The organism is Acetobacter orleanensis (genome assembly GCF_001581005.1).
Classification (GTDB): domain Bacteria; phylum Pseudomonadota; class Alphaproteobacteria; order Acetobacterales; family Acetobacteraceae; genus Acetobacter; species Acetobacter orleanensis.
In genome coordinates this window covers 89944-107504 of the sequence record NZ_LHZV01000066.1, presented here as the reverse complement: position 1 = coordinate 107504, position 17561 = coordinate 89944, and the positions used below count along the sequence as shown (strand labels likewise).

Below are 17561 nucleotides of genomic sequence, written 5' to 3'. Positions count from 1 at the left end.
CTGTCCGGCTCATCTGTCGCCCGTGGCAACCGCCAGAATATCGTGATGCACTTGGTAGAGTCTGACTTGCCCCTGACCCGGAGGGCGTAAGAGCTCAGAGAACTTGCCGTCCTTGGCCTTAATTAACAGGCCACGATCAACAAGCATTTGCTTGGCGTCCCGTGCGGACACGCCATTCAGGGCTTCATTCATGCCATCAGAGGTCAGCAGGTAAAGCCACACGTATCGGCCATCCGGAGCTTTGACCCAACGCCGCCAGCCAGCCCGGTTCATTGTGCGGTAGCGTTCTTTTGGTGGCTCGCCATTCTCTCCGCTCTGAGGTTGTTCCTCGGCTGACTTATCTATCCAGTCCTCAAATCGGGCAGACGCATTGCGGGAAATGAAGTCCCGTAGCTTCTGGATGGCCTGTTCGTCCTCTCTCCGGCCTGCTGTGCCGCGTAGCCGCAGCCAGTCGGCAAAGCACAAGCCTACCAGCACTTCCGGCGTGTCACGGTCCCAGCCGGTCAGGCCAAATTCTGTGGCCAGTTCTCCGGCCAGAGCAATCATGGCAAAGCGGCGCGCTACTGAGCGCACCTGCCCGGAAGCCTTGGGCCAGTTTTGCAGATAGGCGGTTGCTATGGCGTCCATCCGTGCCAGCAGGGTTTCACGGAATCCTCTCACGCCCTCCGCTGCCATGCGGCTCGCCAGATGCTCCATAAAGGCCCGGAAGGGTGCGCCATAGAATTGCCCGCAGGCATTTGCCAGATAGTCCGCAAATTCTCCGGGCGTGTCGCAATGATGTGTCTCTTCAAACAAACCCATACCGGCCCCAGCATCGGCAGGCATATCCAAAAATCGTACCTCCTGACCGGCTTTGGTGCCTTTGCCGGATTCCTTGTTCAGATCATCCAGTGTCTTTTCACCAGTGGAAAGGAACAGCACCCGCCAGCGGGCTGTAACCCGTGCGCCACCTGTCCGGCTGGCCCGCACTTTGCCTTGCCCGTTGGCGAGCATGTAGGCCACGTCACCAATTTCTTTCGGGTCTAGCTGGCCGATTTCATCCATAGGCAGCAGAGCGTCACAGCTTGCCAAGGCCACGCTTTCCAAACCGTTAGAGGTTGAACGCCATGACCGGGCATAGCCCTTGGCACCCCCTTCTGGCGTTCCCCCGCACACGCTGGATGCAACCACAAGAGCTGTGGATTTCCCTGCACGGGATGCACCTACAAATGAGACGCCGCCGCCCTCCAATCCCAGCACATCCAGCAAGGGGGCTGCAAAGCCTGTGGATGCTGCCAGAATAAGGCGTGAATTTCCTTTGCAGCACTGGCCGATATTGCTTTTCCAGTCTTCCGCAGAGCCAGATACGCAAAAAAGGTTTGTTTCCTGTTCGGAGGTTTGCAGAACAACCCGCTCTTTCAGGTTGCCGTAGGTTGCATCTGGCAACACGTAAACCTTACCACCGTTCAGAGTGTGCCAGCCTATCCGGTTGACGGAAAACGCGCGTTCCTCTGTAGCGATGGAAGCCAGCCAGTCTGCAAAAGCGGCTTTCGCGGCTGAACCTGCCTGAAGGGTTAGGCCGCCGTCTGCTAACTGGCTCCGCAGTTCAGCACAGTCACCCGCGAACATGGCGCGAGGAAAGGCCTGTTCATGCTGCTGGCCGTCCCGGTCTGTCCAGCCGAGCAAAATGCCCCAGCCTTTACCGTCTGCCCCGCGTGTTTCGGCTATGATCCAGACAGGCCCGGAAAGCTTCATGTCTGTTTTGCTGTTGTCCGCTGCCTTCCGGAACAGCCCGTGAGCGTCACAGAAAAACCGGCCGCACTGAGACTCTATGCGCTTGCCTGCCGCTTTGCTTTTTGCGCCGGGCATGGAAACAACTTTGGCGGAGGTCAGGCCTGCGCGCACACCGTCACGACCGTTCTGGTCCTGTGTCTTTGTCATGATATGTCAGGACATTATTCCAGTCCTGCCCCTGTATTTCAGGCATAGCGAGCCGGACAGTGCGGCCCTGCTGTGCGAATTGTGAGAGTGCAGCATCCAGCGCCTTCCGTGCGGAGGCATTGCCGGTATCGTTATCTGCTGCGACGATAATTTCCGTGAGTGTGTCAGGCAGTTTCATGGCGGCCATGTTGCTGAGGCTGACAGCAGCCAGAACCCGGTATTCCGGGCAGGCGATGGCACAGGACAAAGCGGTTTCTATGCCCTCGGCAACAATCGCTACATCCCCTGCCGGTGCTAAATCCAACGCCTTGCCGGAAACTCCGCGCCAGAGGCGGATGCAACCACCAGAAAAACCACCAAGAACCTTCTTTGCGTTTTGAAGATCAGCTTTGGCCCATGTGCCGGAGGGCGATTGCGCCAGCCATGTCCGATGCACGGCCACCAGCTTTCCGGTAGGTCCGCAGATTGCGGCCAGCATGGCGGGGAGGGGTTTACGTACCTCCGCACACCAGACGGCAGGATGAAACCGCAAGGCACCGGGAGCGCGGCCCAATGCCCGGAGGTCTATGCCACGCCCTGCCAGATAGGCCTCAACAGGTGTGCCAGCTATTCCGGCTGAGGTGTCCATCCATAACCGGCGAGCCTTGGCCCTCCGCTGCTGTGCTTCTTTGTCCAGTTCCTGAGAATTATTCAGTTTTTCTTGAATGGGACGGCGCTGGATAAGGGCTGCATTGGTGGTTTTACTCAGCCCCAGCCAGTTAGAGCCCCATGCCATAGCCTGCTTACGGTCACCACCAAACAGACAGCCCGCCACAAGGTCTAGAGCATCGCCACGCTCACCGCTGGAAAAGTCAGCCCATACGCCCCGCCGTGCGCCGGAAAGACGCACCGCAAGGGATTGCCCCGGCTCTCCGGCCAGACTGCCCACGCGCCACTCTGAGCTGTCCTTTTTGCCATGTGGCAGTAGTTCCGGCGCAAGCCGCGTGATGTGGTCAGCCAGAAGGCGCGCCAGTTCGGAGGCATTAGGCCGCGACCTCATGCCGCAGCCTTGGCGAGATAGTCAGCTATGTCAGGCTGCGGACCAGTTCCACCCGCACGCACCCATTGCCGCATTGCTTCTTCCCAGTCACGATCAGCTTTTTTTCGTGCGCGGGTATATGCGGGCTTTTCCTCAATACAGCAGCCATATGATACAGCGTGACCAGCCAGCACTAATTTAATGGCAGCATCGCGTTTCTCAGCCTGTTGGAGAATAGAGGCCCAGCCGATGGAAAGAAGCCATTTTTTTGCTTCAACGGCTCTAAGATCGTTTTCTATGCCATGCCAGAACCAGCGGAGGGCAGGGGCCATAGGAATGAAGCGTTCTTCCGCTCCCTCCGTTTTGCTGCCGTCAGAGAGTTCCTCATAACTTTTTTCTGCCACTGTAAGCTTACTGAGGTGCAGCCACGCCTGAGACAGGCCTATGACAACATTTTCTGAAAATCCCGGCGTAAAGTCCCTGCTGTATTCTTTTACAAGGTTGGACATATCGGAATTGAATGGGGTGGCATGTAACTGCCAGTCAATTTGCCAACAGAGGTAAAGGAAGCGGGTAAGCAAAGCAGGCTTTCCGTTAGAATCGCTCCAATTCCATAATTCTACGGGGTGCTTCATACTGCACCTCTGGCTTTTACAGAGGCCTCAGCCGTGCTTTTGCAGGACTGTGCAGCAACCCAGACGCGGAGGGCTTCTACCGCGTAGCCAATACGGCGCTTGGTGAGTTGCACGTATGCCGGGCCGGTGCCATCCAGCCTCTTTGCCTGCAAGGTGCGCGGGGCAAGGTTTACGAGTGCCGCCGCCTCAGCTTCTGATACAACCAAAGGCATAGAGCCACTCGTTTGATGGTGTGCAGGAAAATGAGCAATGTTGCCCATCGTCTGTAATCGATCATTCTGAGATTGTGCCATTGAAGGCATAGGGAAAACTCCTTTAGTTCACGGTGTCCCTTGCTGCGTGTTCTTGCTGCATGGGCATGAACTGAGGATTACGAGAGACTGTTCATTCAGGTCTTTTCAGTATTTTTCAGACTGAACAGTTCTGAAAAACTGAAAGAAATTTCTATCTAGCGAGAAGACCCAAACGCCTTGTTATATGCTCCCATAAGACGCTGCACCTTGCTCTTCTCAAGAGTGTTCTTGCCTTTGGCCTTGTCGACGACCTGCTGAGCGGCCTGATGGACGTTTTGAGCCTGACCGCCCAAAATCAATTCATGCATTTCTTTTGCAAGCAGAGCATCACTAGCGCCGTAACCCCGAGAGCCGGTTGGAACACGAGATGCATTAGCTGCCAGAGTGTTTGCATCTTCCTCATTTATTGGAGGGTGCGGGGTAATAACTTTGACCCCCTGCTGTATGTTTTTTCCTATACAAATTTCAGATTGAGCAAGGCATATAAACTTTTCATTCCATAAAGTCTGGTCTACAGGTTTGTTTGTTTCTGCATAAACAGATTTTAATTTCCCATCTCTCATAAGCGAGCAAAAATAGACCAGAAAAGACTGGGTATCATCAAGGCAACGAGCAATGCCTTCATTGTCTGCCATTGCAACGCGGCGTGCTCCCTCGTACTTCATCAGAGTAGGCACTAACTCCTCATCACCGTAAGCGACCATCGCACACCATATGGGTAGTCCCTCAAGGCAGGTGACGCGCACATCTATAAAGCTTATTTCTTCAACTATGGTTTTATTTTCATCAAATAAAATCTCACATGATAAAGAAAAATAAAAACTGGGAATTATTGTCCATTTTTTATCTGTTATTTTCTTTTTTCCGTAAGCAGTTAATCTGCCTGACTTAAGAAGTGATTTTATATTTTGGTAAATTGCATAACGATATTGTTGAAATTGCCTCACATATTTAGATGCTAAATCTGTAGGACCCAAAAATTCCCTTATTTTATCTGGAAAATTAAAAGCGCGTTCAGGTAGATCACCTGATGCTATACATTCGCACATAGCGCGATTCATGCCATCAAAATTGTCTTCTATCCAATCATCAAGCAGGGCCAAGGCATGATAACAGTCAGAGAGCCTGATGCCATTTTTCAGCCTGTCTTCCGTAGAAGGAAGAGTATACATTTCCCACACAACCGCCCCACGCCGGTTATCCCCATGAACCATAAATGGGAGCGCGGCGGGCCTGTCATGGGGGTCAGGCGTTCGGCGGCCAAACCTAGCCGCGCTCACCTCATTAATCGGGAACAAAACCGGAATAGGCAATAGGGAACCAGCGGAGGGCTGTTGCATAGCAATCATGCTGCCCCTCCGGCCACATCCCGCGCCAGAGACAAGGCCAGCAGGCTTTCAGGTGTCTGCATCCCGCCATCACCCCAGCGCACACTGGATGGCAGGCAGCGTTCAACTACCTGAGCCTTGCCGCGTCGACCCTCCGGCGTCATGGAACGTATACCGGCCATCTGACCCATTGCCTGCGCACGGCTTGCTATCAGGCCATCAAACTTAGCTTCCCATGCGGGATACTCGGGATCCGCTAAAGGTGGCTCCGTCGAAGCCTCCATAGCGAGGATGACGCGTTCTGCTAGCCAGAAACGGGCCAGCACATCCAGAAGCACGGCATCCGGCCCCGGAGCAGGGCAGGAAGAAGCCACAGCAGGTATGGACGCAGCCGTGGCAGCGAGGGACGCGGCTAATACGCCACGGCGGGAAACGGAGGGCCTGCTCATATCTGAGCACCCCCCGTCAGATCACCTAGCAGACTCATGACCAGATGCATTTCTGCCGAGTCTTCACCGATGTAACAGTCTCTCAATATGCCGGGCAGCAAGGTCTGTAAGACAGCGGCTTTGACTTTCAGGCCGGAGGGCGAGCAGGCTGGTATTTCAGCCATTTTTCGCACAATCTGGCCTTCCTGCCTGCAAAGGTCATTGGTTCTCGCTTCCCGCTGCCGCTCTTCATAAGAGCCAAATTCGTATTCCGGCGCGTCATCAATCGCCTGTATTTGCGCATTGACCCGACAGAACTTCCGATAGAGCGCGAGTAGGGCTGCATCCTTGCCGGTTGCTGCTGTGGCTACGGCAGGGAGTGCGGCGCATGTCGCGGCCAGCACAGAGGCAAGGGCACCACGGCGGGATAGTTTGGAGGTTATGGGCTGGCTCATTGCATCACCTCCGCGCCAACAGCAGCAGAAGCCACCAGAACAGCGTGAGGGCTGCTGTGGTGGTGCGTGTGGCTTGTTACCCCTCCGGAGGGGTGGTGCAGGTGTTCAGGGTGCAAGAAGCCTGCCAGTGCCAGCAGAGAAAGGCCAGCCACAGCAAAGGCGGCCAGAGCATCGCCATGAAGGCGAGCAAGAGTGAGCACTGCCCAGCGTGTGCCGGGCATGGTATAGGCTCGGTCAGCCATTACCGTCTCCTAGTGCGAGCGGTTGTGGTTAGGCCAAGTGTGGGAGGGTCCAATCTCCCCATTTGGCCGCAAATTACATTGCCCTATTATCCGAACATAGTTACGATAAATCTGCAATGAAAAAATCGTATCAGGGTTCGGATTTTGTTAGCTGTTCAATGTAAAATGGCCCGTGCTGCTATTGGCTGGGGAGTCCGTGATCTAGCAAAAGAGGCTGGCGTTTCACCTGATACTATCGCCCGACTTGAAAGAGGCGAGGAACTGAAAGCCAGCACGATAGAAGCCATCTGTTCCGCCCTAGAAGCCGCAGGGGTTGAGTTTATCCCTGAAAACGGCGGAGGGGCTGGGGTGAGGTTGAAAGGAGAGAAACATGACAAGTGATTATGAAGTTAAAAAAGATGGTGAAGTGATCGGCTGGTATTCCGTCAAAAAAGGTGTGATTACAGTGACTAGTAAGAAAACAGGCCAGTCAGCCACCACGCATGCTTCTGGTGGAGGAGCTAACCAAGGTCTGGCTTACATGATGCTGCAAGAGCCTTGGGCAAACTGAGGCGGCCGGTTTTTTGCCTTCAGTTGTCAAGGAATCCTTGATAACTGGCTGGAAACTGGTAGCGCCACATCTGGCGTTACCGGTTTTCTCCCACTTCTCAGATATGAGAAGTGACCGATATGGAAATTCGCACATCGCCCGATGCAGGAATTCCTGCATCCCTAAAGACTCACTAAACTGGCAGGAATCCTCCGTTGCTCAGATATGAGAAACGCCGGTTATGGGGCCTCCTCAGATGCGAGAAAGGGGCAAGCCTACCGGAGGGCATCCCTCAAAAAGTTATTCAGTTTTTCTTGGTTAGACAGCGCGCGTAGGCCATGCTTAAAGGCCGTCAAATTTTTAATTGGTAAAATCCAGTCTGTTGTGCGCTGATCATATGTAAGGGAAAGCCGTGAGCGAAGAAATGAGCGGAAAGACCATCTGCATCAATTATGATGGACCAGCTCTAGAAGCTGGCGAGATGGCTGTAGCTGATCTGGCACCGGCTCTCCTTGCTTTTGGTAAGCTGTTTGAAGAAGCAAACCGCGTCATCAATGGTGAAAAATCTCAGGTGTCCGTGAGGGTTAAAGCCTTTAACGAAGGCTCCTTTGAGGTTTACTTGCATCTTGTGCAAGGGTTTTTCGCCCATGCTTGCGACCTGCTTTCTGGCAATGGGGCTTCTGCTCTCTCCAACCTCTGGACCTTTTTAGGCGCAACTGGGAGCATCGGTGGTGGCCTGTTTGGTTTGCTTCAGTTTGCACGAGGGCGGAAGGTTAAAAAGGCTGTTGTTCTGCGTGATGGCAATGTTTCATTGGAGTTTCCGCCTGACTCTCTTTCTACGGAAGGAGATACCATTGTGGTTCCTGTGCAGCTTGCCGAACTATACAGGGATGTGAGGGTCCGAAAGGCCATAGCTGATACAGTGAAACCGTTGGGAAGAAATGGGATCACAAACCTATCTCTTCGCCCTGCTGGTACAGCCAAAGACACGGCCCCGGTTCATATCACCAAACCTGATTTGCCTTCTTTTTCTGTCCCTGAAACGGACGATAACAAGATTATCGACATGGAAAGCACGGCTGCTTTTTCCATTGTCAGTCTTTCTTTTAACGAAGATGGAAAATGGAAGCTTAATGACGGACAGAATGTAGTCTGGGCTTCAATAGAAGATCAGGAGTTTCTGGACGAGGTTGACCGCAACGAAATCTCCTTTGCTAAGGGAGATATTCTGGTTTGTAAGGTGCTGGTGCAGCAATGGCAGACAGATGGCGGACTGAGAAGCGAAACCAAGATTTTGAAGGTAATGCAGCACCGTAGCGCGGCACGACAAATAAACCTGCCTTTTGAAGAAAATTAAGGGAGGTGTGCTGTTTTCTAGCCTGATAGGCTGATCAGTATTTGTAAGGGCGTTTGTAAAATTGCAGAGGCCCTTTTTCTTTACCTCCGCAGAAGCACGACATTCCCTGCCGTGGGTTCGAATCCCGTCGCGGAAGCCACACTCAGCACATGCCCGGCCCAAGCATCCAAAGCCGCCGCCCGCTCCTTCAGAAACTCATGCCGCTGATACACGGCGGCCACGCCACTTATGGCTCCCTCCGTATGGTTCAGCACTTTATCGGCCACATGGGGGCCAATGCCTAAGCGGGCCATTGTGGTTACGCCAGTGCGCCGCAGGTCATGTAGCCGCCATCCGCTTGCGGGCAGGGTGGAGGGCTTCTTTTCCGCGTTTTCTGGCCCTCTGGTGGCGTTGGTAGCCCGTTCCTGTTCCATCAGAGCTTCCAGACGCTCTTTGCCGTCAGAAAAGCCAGATATGGGCGTCCGGCCCGTATTGGTGAACACAAACGGAGAGATAGCGCCGGTTTTGCTGTCTGTCTGCCGGTGCAGGGAGGCTAGAACCTGCCGGGCAGGCTCGGACAGGTGGACGATATGCTCTTTGCCGTTCTTGGTGCGGCTGGCCGGAATGGTCCATGTGGTCAGGTCCGGCGTTATCTCTTCCCACCGCATCCCAGCAACCTCACTTCGGCGCTGGAGCGTGAGAACAAGCAGCCGAAAGAACGGGCCAAAGGCATAGGGCATCTGGCAGGCGGCCCGCCATGCCGCACCTAATTCGGCATCGGTTAGCACACGGTCACGGGATACCTCACGGCCTTCTACCACGACACGAGCAAAGGGGTTTTCCTCCACCAGTTGGCGTTTTGTTGCCCAGCCATATAGAGCGCGGCCATAGGATAGCAGGCGGCGGGCTGTGGTCGGGTGTTTTTCCGCCACATCATCCAGCCGGGTCTGCACCTCCGCCACGGTCAGAGCGTGAGCTGGTCGGTTCAGCATATCAGCAAAGTTAAGCCGCAGGCGGCGCGGCGCTTCCGTGCGGTGGCTCTCGCTACTGTCACGCAGGGCGTTGCTGGTCCAGCGGTCTATGAGGGCTTCAAACGTGAGGGCATTTGCAGCGGCTTGTCTGGCGTCCTCTATGGCCTGCTGTTGGAAGGCCTGAGCAACGGCTTTCTTCTCTTCGGCAGGGTGACCACCCGCCAGAACCTTACCCCGTGCGGCTTCTGCCAGTTTGCGGGCATGTGCGAGGGTCAATTCCCCATACTGGCCAAGCACCAGCCTCCGGGCCTTACCCCCAAAGCGATAGTTGAACAGAAAGGTCTTGCTGCCGGTGGCGTTCACCCGGATGGCAAAGCCCTTCACCTCGTCATCCGTAAACATCACGTCCCGCTTTCCCGGCGGGCAGGTGAGGGTGTCTATTCCCGATTTTGTAAACTTCATGCCGAACCTTCTGCTACACCTTATACACCTCACCAAGCCGTGAGGTGTAGCAGTCTGAGAAGGAAAAAAGTGAGGGAAAACAGTATATTATCTATGAGTGTTACACCTATACACCTTATACACCTGCTTTTGGTGTAACGCCGCCCTCCGTTTTTCCCCTCTCACCCGCTGATAGACTTTTCCGGAGTCACTCCGGAGTCATTTGAAAAGGTAACCCGTGCGGCTTGCTGCGTCACGTTGCGTCATAGCAATTCGGTAAAGTGAGGGAAAACAAGGATTTTTGCAGCTCTTTACATCTGCCTGCGTCTTAACGGTATCTCACCGCCACTGTCTCTTAATCAGCGGGTCCAAGGTTCGAGCCCTTGTGCGCCCACCACTCTTTTCTAAAGATTTCGGTGGTTTCAGGTTTTAGGATTAAAATCCTGATGTCTTTTTGGAATATTCCTACAGCCGTGTGCTTTTTCTAAAGCTCAAAAAAAACATCCTACTCAGAAGAGCAAGTAGCTCAATTTTTCTAACATGGAAATTCTGAGTCATGGGTATTTCTGAAAGCAATAAAAAATCCCGACAGCATTAAGGCTGTCAGGATTTTCCTTATGCAGAAAATTTTGAAAAACTAGAGCTTATCAATGCCGCTTTTAACGGCATCTTTTACATCCCCAGTCGTTTTCTGCACTTTCCCTTTCAGGTTTTGTGCCACGCCTTCAGCTTCAAGACGTTCATTGTCTGTCAGCTTTCCAGCTTCTTCTTTCACCTTACCAGCGACCTGATTGGCAATACCGGTGACTTTGTCTTTCATGGAGCTCATTACGATACCCTCCTTAATACTATGCACTTTAAACGCGAATTTCGAACGGTAGTTCCTGAAAGAGACGACAAAAGTTTCATATGGTTAATCTTTGGAAGGACGGTTTTGTAAGGGGGCGGTCATCCTCATGTGTAAGCCGGAATTTGAACTCACCGCTGGATGTCCTTATCTTACTGCCGAGGAGTAGGGCTGTGGCATGGGACTGAATCTGGAGAGCTAGCCAAGATTCGGTGGAGGTGAACATACTGATAAAGGGGTGACACGGGCCGATGTTTTCTCAAGGTGATCTTTTCAGTTTGGATGCAGAGAAGTCGTTACCATCGGTTTCGGCCACGCTATGGGAAAGGCTTGCGCGGTCAGCATTCCGTGGGAGATTTCATCTGAACACAGCGGACTTATCCTACCTTCAGGAAAAAACATTGCCTGTTGTGTTGGAGCATGGGGCAGATTTCATCGCCAAGCGGCTGGCTCCGGCTCATCCTGCCCGGGATGGTAAACAGACACCTTGGAAGGGCCATCCGGTTTTTGTTGCGCAACATGCCACAGGAACATGTTGCCGCTCCTGTCTTGAAAAATGGCATCATTTCTCAAAAGGACAGTCTTTAACATCCAGCCAGCAGCACTATGTACTGGCAGTTATTGCTGGATGGCTGGAGCAGGAACTGGCGAGAGCCAGCGCGCAGGTGGCTGAACAGAGCGTCTGTCCTGCCACGAAAGAAAAAAATGTAGAATAAGAGTGTGTTAATCCTTATTCTACATCACGAAGTTTATAAATGCTGTTTGCTGTTTCAGGACGCCGTGGGCGGCTGAACTTCCCGGTCCATCAGCAAAGCCGTCACCGCGTTTTTGAATGGCATAAACGTATCTGCAAAGCGTAGGCCTGCCTGACGAAGCTGTTTGAATGGCGCACCATCATGTGTGTAGAGCGTTGCAATGCCGTTGGTGCCAGCAAAGAGTGGTGCGGTGATCATCCGGTGTTGGCGTTCAAAGCGGCGTAAAGCCTGTGCGTTTCCGGCATCACCGGTGTTTGAAAAGGCTTTTCCGACTTCATTTGCAAGTGTCTCTTGCCCACGCAGGCCGAGGTTAAAACCATGGGCGGTAATAGGATGCATGCCCACGGCAGCGTCTCCTACCAGCGCCAGACGGCGTGCGGCAAAGCGGTGAGCATAGACGCCTTTTAGCGGATAGGCGTGCCGAGTGCTGACAAGCCGCATCTGGCCCAGACGGTTGCCAATGCGCTGCATGACGTCCTGATTGAAGGCCTCTCGCGGCATGTCCAGCAGGCGCTGAATGTCGTCTGGCGGCAGGGTCAGCACCAGAGACGACGCCATACCGTTCACCGGAAGCAGGGCGATGGTCTGTCCTTCATCAAACCATTGCGTTGCAATATTATGATGCGGCGATTCATGCGCCATGCGGCAAACGAGCATGCTGCGTTTGAAGTCATGGATAATCGCGCCAATCCCCGCGCGCCGGCGTGTTGGCGAGAAGCGCCCATCCGCCCCCACAATAAGCTGAGCCGCCGTCTGGCCGTGTGAATGATGGACTACAGCTTCACTCGGGTTTTGCCTTACGGTTTCAACAGAGGTGGAGTCTAGCAGCCTAATACGCGGACGCTCCGCTGCTGCGGCAAACAAGGCACGCCGAATATGGTTGTTGGAGACCAGCCAGCCCAGAGCCTCTACGCCGCGTCCGTTTGTATCAAAACGCAGCGGATGCGGGAATTTGCCGGTTTCTACACGCGCTTCCCGAAGCGGGCAGATTGCGGAATCCGGGATATGGTCCCATGCGCCGTTTTTTTGCAGGGTATGCACGGCATGGTGCGTGAGGGCAATTTCTCGCCCGTCAAAGGACGGTTCAGCCCACACCGCACGCGGCGCGCGTTCCAGCACCGTAACAGACAGCCCCGCGTTTTCCAGAGAAAGCGCTGTGGCCAGACCGACTGGCCCGCCCCCGATGATGGCGACATCTGTCTGTGGCGGTGTCTGTTTTGGTGTGGTCATGGCTTCAGGTCCTGTCTGCGGCAAAGCTTACGGGTTTGCCGGTCCATGGTGCGGTAAATTCGGCGGGGTCAGACCGTTTAGGCGCGGGCTGTTCTCCGTCTGGTGTGCCGATAAACAGGAAACCGGCCAGCCGGTGCGGAGCGGGAAAACCGAGTTCTTCCGTCAGAACTGGATCTTCCGCTACATCGCCAGACACCCAGACTCCACCAAAACCGGTGGCATGCAGCGCGTTCAGGACATTCATGGTGGCTGCAGCGACTGCCATTTCCTGCTCCCACATGGGGATTTTATTATCGGGGCGCAGGTGCATGCCCAGAGCGAGAATAAGCGGCATGGTTGAAAAACGCTTGCGACGTTTTTCAATTTTAAATTCCGGTGCGTTGGCATCCAGCCGTAGCATGCTGGCAACAATACGTTCGGCCATAAGAGGGCGGGCGTCATCCCGAATGACCACGTAACGCCACGGACGCAGCTTTCCGTGGTCTGGTGCACGCATGGCGGCGGCCAGAATCTCGGAAAGCTGGGCGTCTGACGGCGCGGGATCTGCCAGACGGTCAGTGGAGGCACGGGTCAGAAGCATGTCCATGGGTGTCATGATCGGAGATCCTGTTTTAACGAATAAGGAAAAGACGCTAGTTCGGACGGGCCAGTTCAGGCTGGTTAACTCAGACAGGCCGACTCAGACAGGAAACGGCGGCAGAGACTGGCCTCCCAGCAGGTGCAGGTGGAAATGGGGCACTTCCTGCCCGCCATTTTCGCCCGCATTGGTAATCACACGATACCCTTTGTCATCCAGCCCCAGATCGGACGCAATCTGTCCGGCAGATTTCATGACACCGGAAATTTCATCTGTAGGGGCCGATTTTGTGAAATCAATAAAAGAGACATAAGGTTTTTTAGGGATGATAAGCACGTGAACGGCCGCTTTGGGGGCAATGTCCTGAAAGGCGAGAACCCATTCATTTTCAAAAACCTTTTTGCAGGGAATATCCCCGCGCAGGATTTTGGCAAAAATATTGTCTGGGTCGTAAGGCCCTGTTCCGTTAACAGCCATGACTTAGTCCTTTTTTGAAAAAACGTCTTTAGGCCGGGAAGCTTTTTCCGCAATCCCACTGGTGCCTTCGCGGCGGCGCAGTTCTGCCCAGACTTCGTCCGGAGTGACACCCGCATCCACCCACAAAACAATAAGGTGGTAGAGGACATCAGCACTTTCCCCGACCAGAAGATCCTTCCGGCCAGCAACGGCTTCAATCAGACATTCAACAGCTTCTTCCCCAAACTTCTGGGCAATTTTGTAGGTGCCGCGAGAAAGCAGGCGGGCTGAATGGCTCAGGCTGGGGTCTGACCCCTTACGGGCCTGCACCACGTTGTAGAGCCGGTCCAGAATGGTTTCATCCGCAGACTGAGAGAGCTTGTCTTCCAGAAGTTCTTTTGCCATCACAGATTTTTTTGCCGGAGCAGATTTTTTCTGGCTGCTTTTGGGCATCGTTTTCGCGCTGGTTTTTGACGCGGATTTAACAGGCGTCTTGAGAGTGGGTTTTTTGGTCATGGGCGGGGCTTTGCCTGAAAAAAGGAAGGGGTAGGGCGTACGGGCAGACCGGCTTCAGCCAGTGTGGCTTTAACCTGAGACACAGTAAACTGGCCAAAATGGAAGACACTGGCTGCCAGAAGGCCCGTGGCTCCAGCCTCGGCACCTTCCACAAAATGTTTCAACTCGCCCACACCGCCGGAGGCGACAATCGGGAGCCGGACGGCTTGTGTCGCGGCTTTCAGCAGGGATAGGTCAAACCCGGAGCGTGTGCCATCCCGATCCATGGAGGTGAGCAGAATCTCGCCTGCTCCACGCTCGGCAACCTCACGGCACCAGTCAATTACATCCCGCCCGGTCGGGGTGCGGCCGCCGTGGGTATAGACTTCCCATGCGCCGTTTGACGTCTGGCGAGCATCCACCCCGACAACCACGCACTGACTGCCAAATTTCTGCGCGGCCTCGTTAATCAACTCCGGGCGAGAGACGGCTGCGGAATTCATGGCGCATTTATCGGCCCCCGCCAGCAGCAGGCGGCGCACGTCATCCGTGGTGCGTACGCCGCCGCCGACTGTGAGTGGCAGAAAAATCCGCTCCGCCGTGCGGCTGACAACATCCAGAATGGTATCCCGGTTTTCATGGCTGGCGGTGATGTCCAGAAAGGTCAGTTCATCCGCACCAGCGGCGTCATACAGGGCGGCCTGTTCGACAGGGTCTCCGGCGTCACGCAGTTCAACAAAGTTCACGCCTTTAACAACGCGCCCGTTCTTGACGTCCAGACAGGGGATAACCCGGAGTTTCAACATCAGGCCAGAACCTTCAGAGCCTCAGCCGGAGAGACCCGGCCATCATACAGCGCCCGGCCTACAATTACGCCCTCAATACCCGGTGTGTCATCCGCGGCTTTGCGCAGGGCGGCCAGATGGTCCAGATTGCCGACCCCGCCACTGGCGATAACGGGCACGGAGACGGTGTTGGCCAGTGTCACTGTCTGGTCAATATCCAGACCATCCAGCATTCCATCGCGGCTGATTTCCGTAAAGATGATGGCGGCTACCCCCGCATCCTGCATCCGCAGGGCGAGTTCCGTGGCCTGCATATCGGACACTTCCGCCCAGCCTTCCGTTGCAACATGGCCGGAGCGGGCATCAATCCCCGCGACAATCCGGCCGGGGAAGGCGCGGCACGCTTCCTTGACCAGAGCTGGGTTTTTCACAGCAACCGAGCCGAGGATGACGCGGGTAACACCGGCTTCCAGCCATGAGGCAATGGCCTTCATATCCCGCAGGCCGCCCCCAAGCTGCATGGGCACGGTGGAGGCTTCCAGAATGGCGCGTACAGCTGGTGCGTTTGCGGACTGGCCTGCAAATGCCCCGTTCAGATCCACCGCATGCAGCCATTTGAACCCGGCGTCACACCATGCCCGCGCCTGTGCGGCCGGGTCATCCGAATAGACGGTGGCATCGTCCATTTCTCCCCGGCGCAGGCGTACGCAGGCTCCGTCTTTCAGATCAATGGCCGGATAAAGGGTCAGCGGGCGGGAGGAAGCAGTGGGTGCAATCATGTCCGGTGTTTCAACCTGAGAGGAGAAGGAAGGCTCCGCGGGGGCAGAGCGCACGGTATCAAGAAGTTTGGTGAAGAACAGCCCGCTTACAGTCTGGTCTCCCATACGTGCAAAATGGGGGTGGGTGCCCCAGTGCAGGAAACCGGCCTTCTGGAACAGGGAAATGGCCGCCGTCTGGGTGTCCGGCACATCCATGTTCATCACACGGAAGCCCATGCTGCGGGCGGCGTTTTCCACTTCATGCAGGAGTGCCCCGCCCAGACCCCGATTGCGGGCATAGGGGGCAACAAACAGATGCATCAGGGTGATGCACATGGCCTGACATTCATTATTACGGGGGGGGCGCACAAGCTGGGCGCAACCGACAATCTCGCCTTTCAGCCGCACCACAAACAGCATGCGCTCAGGCACCAGCAGCAGCCCGCGGAAGTAGCGTTCCAGAACCTGCCGGCCCTGCGGCTGCACCCAGCCAAAGCCGCCACCGTCCAGAATAGCGGCGTCGGCGGCTTCGCACAGCGCCTGAAGGTCGTCATCCGTCAGGGACAGTGCACGTTGGACAAATTTATTCTTAGAGACAGACATCGCAGAGCGTTTCCGGAGTCCAGTTCAGAAAATTGGCGAGAATCTGCAAGCCAACCGTCTGACTTTTTTCAACATGGAACTGTGTTCCGGCAACATTGCCGTTGCAGACAAGAGCTGGCACTGGGCCACCATAATCCGTTGTGGCCACCAGTGTTTCAGGGCGGGTATGTCGCAACGCATAGGAATGTACAAAATAGCCATGCGGGGCGGCACCCAGCCCTTCTGTCAGGGGGTGAGGGCGGGTGAAATTCAGCTCGTTCCAGCCCATTTGCGGCATCCGCAGGCTGGGGGCGTCCATAGGGGCAATCTCGCCTTTGATCCAGCCAAAGCCTTCTGTGCAACCATGTTCGAGCCCGCGTTCGGCCATGAGTTGCATGCCGACACAAATGCCCAGAAAAGGCGTGCCTGCGCGGGTTGCTGTCAGAATGGCGTCTTTCAGGCCGGGGGCGGACTCCAGCCCCCGTGCGCAATCCGCAAAAGCGCCCTGACCGGGCAGGATAATGCGGTCAGCCTCCCGCACATCTGTCGGGGAACTGGTAATGCGTACAGACGCCGCAAGGCCCGAAAGCTCTGCCGCACGGGCCGCCGCACGCGCGGCAGACGCCAGATTGCCGCCGTCATAATCAATAACGGCAATGGAGAGGGATCTGGTCATGGGACCTCGCACGTCTGGTTCGTCTCAGAAACCGGGTTTCCCCCGGTGCCTGAACAGAATGAGGTTCGGGGAAGAAAACAGTCGGCGGGACTATAGCACACCCTTGGTGGAAGGAATGCTGCCCTGTGCTCGCGGGTCTGGTTCCACGGCCATACGCAGGGCGCGTGCCAGAGCCTTGAACGCGGCTTCGGCAATATGATGGCAGTTTTTACCGGCTTTTTGTGTCAGATGCAGGGTGAGCATACCGGACATGGCAAAGGCGCGGAAAAACTCTTCCACCAGTTCCGTATCCAGTTCACCAATGCGGTCCCGGTCGAACGTGGCGTCCCATGCCAGAAAGGGACGACCGGACAGATCCACAACCGCTTCACACAAGGCTTCATCCAGCGGGACCAGCGCATGGCCAAAACGGCGTACGCCGCGCTTGTCGCCTAGCGCCTGCCGTAGTGCTTGCCCGATGGCAATGCCGGTATCTTCCACCGTGTGGTGGCCATCAATATGGAGGTCACCCTTCACCACAACCTTCAGGTCCAGCAGGCCGTGTTTGGCCAGCGCCGTCAGCATATGGTCAAAAAAACCAATGCCCGTATCAATGTCGGCCTGTCCTGATCCATCCAGATCAAGAGTGACGGCAATATCGGTTTCGCTGGTAACGCGATGAAGGGTGGCTTGGCGTGCTGTGCTCATGATGGGGTGCTTTATAGCGGAAGATACGGGCCGATACCATCTGGGAGGTTCAGGGTATGTCCATAAGGAGGGACTGCGGCAAAGTCATGATACGGAAGTGGACATGCCTTCCCCTGC

22 protein-coding genes are annotated in these 17561 nt (G+C 55.2%); 4 read left to right on the top strand and 18 right to left on the bottom strand.

What is annotated here, in order from left to right:
- Nucleotides 1-9: 9 nt before the first annotated feature.
- The 8 genes from AD949_RS11425 to AD949_RS11390 all read right to left on the bottom strand — a co-directional run bounded on the left by AD949_RS11425 (nt 10) and on the right by AD949_RS11390 (nt 6319).
- Complete coding sequence (locus tag AD949_RS11425) at nt 10-1920, bottom strand: DUF927 domain-containing protein (RefSeq protein WP_048834796.1); 1911 nt, start codon at nt 1918-1920, stop codon at nt 10-12.
- Nucleotides 1889-2959, bottom strand: coding sequence for a DUF7146 domain-containing protein (locus AD949_RS11420; protein WP_048834795.1), 1071 nt, complete (start codon nt 2957-2959; stop codon nt 1889-1891). Before AD949_RS11420 ends, AD949_RS11425 begins: the two co-directional genes overlap by 32 nt.
- The gene (locus tag AD949_RS11415; protein ID WP_141325355.1) at nt 2956-3573 is read right to left on the bottom strand and encodes a hypothetical protein; all 618 of its coding nucleotides are present in this window, start codon (nt 3571-3573) and stop codon (nt 2956-2958) included. The genes AD949_RS11420 and AD949_RS11415 overlap by 4 nt, the downstream gene beginning before the upstream one ends.
- The gene (locus AD949_RS11410) at nt 3570-3875 is read right to left on the bottom strand and encodes a hypothetical protein (protein WP_052944505.1); all 306 of its coding nucleotides are present in this window, start codon (nt 3873-3875) and stop codon (nt 3570-3572) included. The genes AD949_RS11415 and AD949_RS11410 overlap by 4 nt, the downstream gene beginning before the upstream one ends.
- 146 nt (nt 3876-4021) lie before the next feature.
- Complete coding sequence (locus tag AD949_RS11405; protein WP_048834792.1) at nt 4022-5215, bottom strand: hypothetical protein; 1194 nt, start codon at nt 5213-5215, stop codon at nt 4022-4024.
- Complete coding sequence (locus AD949_RS11400; protein WP_082064577.1) at nt 5212-5643, bottom strand: hypothetical protein; 432 nt, start codon at nt 5641-5643, stop codon at nt 5212-5214. The genes AD949_RS11405 and AD949_RS11400 overlap by 4 nt, the downstream gene beginning before the upstream one ends.
- Complete coding sequence (locus AD949_RS11395) at nt 5640-6077, bottom strand: hypothetical protein (protein WP_048834791.1); 438 nt, start codon at nt 6075-6077, stop codon at nt 5640-5642. Before AD949_RS11395 ends, AD949_RS11400 begins: the two co-directional genes overlap by 4 nt.
- The gene (locus AD949_RS11390) at nt 6074-6319 is read right to left on the bottom strand and encodes a hypothetical protein (protein ID WP_048834790.1); all 246 of its coding nucleotides are present in this window, start codon (nt 6317-6319) and stop codon (nt 6074-6076) included. The genes AD949_RS11395 and AD949_RS11390 overlap by 4 nt, the downstream gene beginning before the upstream one ends.
- 144 nt (nt 6320-6463) lie before the next feature.
- On the opposite strand from AD949_RS11390, the gene AD949_RS11385 reads away from it, so the two are divergent.
- From AD949_RS11385 to AD949_RS11375, 3 genes are all read left to right on the top strand, one after another.
- The gene (locus AD949_RS11385) at nt 6464-6700 is read left to right on the top strand and encodes a helix-turn-helix domain-containing protein (RefSeq protein WP_346186933.1); all 237 of its coding nucleotides are present in this window, start codon (nt 6464-6466) and stop codon (nt 6698-6700) included.
- The gene (locus tag AD949_RS11380) at nt 6690-6869 is read left to right on the top strand and encodes a hypothetical protein (RefSeq protein ID WP_048834788.1); all 180 of its coding nucleotides are present in this window, start codon (nt 6690-6692) and stop codon (nt 6867-6869) included. The genes AD949_RS11385 and AD949_RS11380 overlap by 11 nt, the downstream gene beginning before the upstream one ends.
- A gap of 391 nt (nt 6870-7260) precedes the next feature.
- Nucleotides 7261-8205, top strand: a complete 945-nt coding sequence (locus tag AD949_RS11375) for a hypothetical protein (RefSeq protein WP_006115690.1) — start codon at nt 7261-7263, stop codon at nt 8203-8205.
- A gap of 80 nt (nt 8206-8285) precedes the next feature.
- On the opposite strand, the gene AD949_RS11370 is transcribed toward AD949_RS11375, so the two are convergent.
- A complete protein-coding gene (locus tag AD949_RS11370) occupies nt 8286-9617 on the bottom strand; it encodes a tyrosine-type recombinase/integrase (RefSeq protein ID WP_082064576.1) in 1332 nt (443 codons plus the stop codon).
- A 616-nt stretch (nt 9618-10233) separates the two neighbouring features.
- The gene (locus AD949_RS11365) at nt 10234-10425 is read right to left on the bottom strand and encodes a CsbD family protein (protein ID WP_048834786.1); all 192 of its coding nucleotides are present in this window, start codon (nt 10423-10425) and stop codon (nt 10234-10236) included.
- Nucleotides 10426-10694: 269 nt separating this feature from the next.
- On the opposite strand from AD949_RS11365, the gene AD949_RS11360 reads away from it, so the two are divergent.
- Nucleotides 10695-11159: a DUF4186 domain-containing protein gene (locus AD949_RS11360; protein WP_048834785.1), complete on the top strand. Its 465-nt coding sequence runs from the start codon at nt 10695-10697 to the stop codon at nt 11157-11159.
- Nucleotides 11160-11213: 54 nt separating this feature from the next.
- Here the strand turns inward: AD949_RS11360 and ubiM are convergent, their stop codons facing one another.
- The 8 genes from ubiM to hisB all read right to left on the bottom strand — a co-directional run bounded on the left by ubiM (nt 11214) and on the right by hisB (nt 17444).
- Nucleotides 11214-12428 carry a 5-demethoxyubiquinol-8 5-hydroxylase UbiM gene (gene ubiM, locus AD949_RS11355; protein ID WP_048834784.1) on the bottom strand — a complete coding sequence of 405 codons (1215 nt, stop codon included), beginning with the start codon at nt 12426-12428 and terminating at the stop codon, nt 11214-11216.
- Between the two features lie 4 nt (nt 12429-12432).
- Entirely contained in the window at nt 12433-13023 is a 591-nt protein-coding gene (locus AD949_RS11350) for a nitroreductase family protein (protein WP_048834783.1), read from the bottom strand.
- An 84-nt stretch (nt 13024-13107) separates the two neighbouring features.
- Entirely contained in the window at nt 13108-13482 is a 375-nt protein-coding gene (locus AD949_RS11345; RefSeq protein WP_048834782.1) for a histidine triad nucleotide-binding protein, read from the bottom strand.
- A 3-nt stretch (nt 13483-13485) separates the two neighbouring features.
- Nucleotides 13486-13977, bottom strand: coding sequence for a phosphoribosyl-ATP diphosphatase (locus AD949_RS11340; RefSeq protein ID WP_048834781.1), 492 nt, complete (start codon nt 13975-13977; stop codon nt 13486-13488).
- Nucleotides 13974-14762, bottom strand: coding sequence for an imidazole glycerol phosphate synthase subunit HisF (hisF, locus tag AD949_RS11335; RefSeq protein WP_048834780.1), 789 nt, complete (start codon nt 14760-14762; stop codon nt 13974-13976). Before hisF ends, AD949_RS11340 begins: the two co-directional genes overlap by 4 nt.
- Entirely contained in the window at nt 14762-16102 is a 1341-nt protein-coding gene (gene hisA, locus AD949_RS11330) for a 1-(5-phosphoribosyl)-5-[(5-phosphoribosylamino)methylideneamino]imidazole-4-carboxamide isomerase (protein ID WP_048834779.1), read from the bottom strand. Before hisA ends, hisF begins: the two co-directional genes overlap by 1 nt.
- Complete coding sequence (gene hisH, locus AD949_RS11325; protein WP_048834778.1) at nt 16089-16757, bottom strand: imidazole glycerol phosphate synthase subunit HisH; 669 nt, start codon at nt 16755-16757, stop codon at nt 16089-16091. Before hisH ends, hisA begins: the two co-directional genes overlap by 14 nt.
- 90 nt (nt 16758-16847) lie before the next feature.
- On the bottom strand, nt 16848-17444 hold the full coding sequence (gene hisB, locus AD949_RS11320; protein WP_048834777.1) for an imidazoleglycerol-phosphate dehydratase HisB: 597 nt from the start codon (nt 17442-17444) through the stop codon (nt 16848-16850).
- Nucleotides 17445-17561: the final 117 nt, after the last annotated feature.

Coding starts and splice junctions, on each gene's coding strand:
- AD949_RS11390 (WP_048834790.1), bottom strand. CDS start 6,319: ATGGCTGACCGAGCCTATACCATGCCCGGCACACGCTGGGCAGTGCTC.
- AD949_RS11405 (WP_048834792.1), bottom strand. CDS start 5,215: ATGATTGCTATGCAACAGCCCTCCGCTGGTTCCCTATTGCCTATTCCG.
- AD949_RS11380 (WP_048834788.1), top strand. CDS start 6,690: ATGACAAGTGATTATGAAGTTAAAAAAGATGGTGAAGTGATCGGCTGG.
- hisA (WP_048834779.1), bottom strand. CDS start 16,102: ATGTCTGTCTCTAAGAATAAATTTGTCCAACGTGCACTGTCCCTGACG.
- AD949_RS11365 (WP_048834786.1), bottom strand. CDS start 10,425: ATGAGCTCCATGAAAGACAAAGTCACCGGTATTGCCAATCAGGTCGCT.
- AD949_RS11350 (WP_048834783.1), bottom strand. CDS start 13,023: ATGACACCCATGGACATGCTTCTGACCCGTGCCTCCACTGACCGTCTG.
- AD949_RS11400 (WP_082064577.1), bottom strand. CDS start 5,643: ATGAGCAGGCCCTCCGTTTCCCGCCGTGGCGTATTAGCCGCGTCCCTC.
- hisF (WP_048834780.1), bottom strand. CDS start 14,762: ATGTTGAAACTCCGGGTTATCCCCTGTCTGGACGTCAAGAACGGGCGC.
- AD949_RS11370 (WP_082064576.1), bottom strand. CDS start 9,617: ATGAAGTTTACAAAATCGGGAATAGACACCCTCACCTGCCCGCCGGGA.
- AD949_RS11425 (WP_048834796.1), bottom strand. CDS start 1,920: ATGACAAAGACACAGGACCAGAACGGTCGTGACGGTGTGCGCGCAGGC.
- AD949_RS11420 (WP_048834795.1), bottom strand. CDS start 2,959: ATGAGGTCGCGGCCTAATGCCTCCGAACTGGCGCGCCTTCTGGCTGAC.
- AD949_RS11360 (WP_048834785.1), top strand. CDS start 10,695: ATGTTTTCTCAAGGTGATCTTTTCAGTTTGGATGCAGAGAAGTCGTTA.
- hisB (WP_048834777.1), bottom strand. CDS start 17,444: ATGAGCACAGCACGCCAAGCCACCCTTCATCGCGTTACCAGCGAAACC.
- AD949_RS11345 (WP_048834782.1), bottom strand. CDS start 13,482: ATGGCTGTTAACGGAACAGGGCCTTACGACCCAGACAATATTTTTGCC.
- AD949_RS11340 (WP_048834781.1), bottom strand. CDS start 13,977: ATGACCAAAAAACCCACTCTCAAGACGCCTGTTAAATCCGCGTCAAAA.
- hisH (WP_048834778.1), bottom strand. CDS start 16,757: ATGACCAGATCCCTCTCCATTGCCGTTATTGATTATGACGGCGGCAAT.
- ubiM (WP_048834784.1), bottom strand. CDS start 12,428: ATGACCACACCAAAACAGACACCGCCACAGACAGATGTCGCCATCATC.
- AD949_RS11410 (WP_052944505.1), bottom strand. CDS start 3,875: ATGCCTTCAATGGCACAATCTCAGAATGATCGATTACAGACGATGGGC.
- AD949_RS11395 (WP_048834791.1), bottom strand. CDS start 6,077: ATGAGCCAGCCCATAACCTCCAAACTATCCCGCCGTGGTGCCCTTGCC.
- AD949_RS11415 (WP_141325355.1), bottom strand. CDS start 3,573: ATGAAGCACCCCGTAGAATTATGGAATTGGAGCGATTCTAACGGAAAG.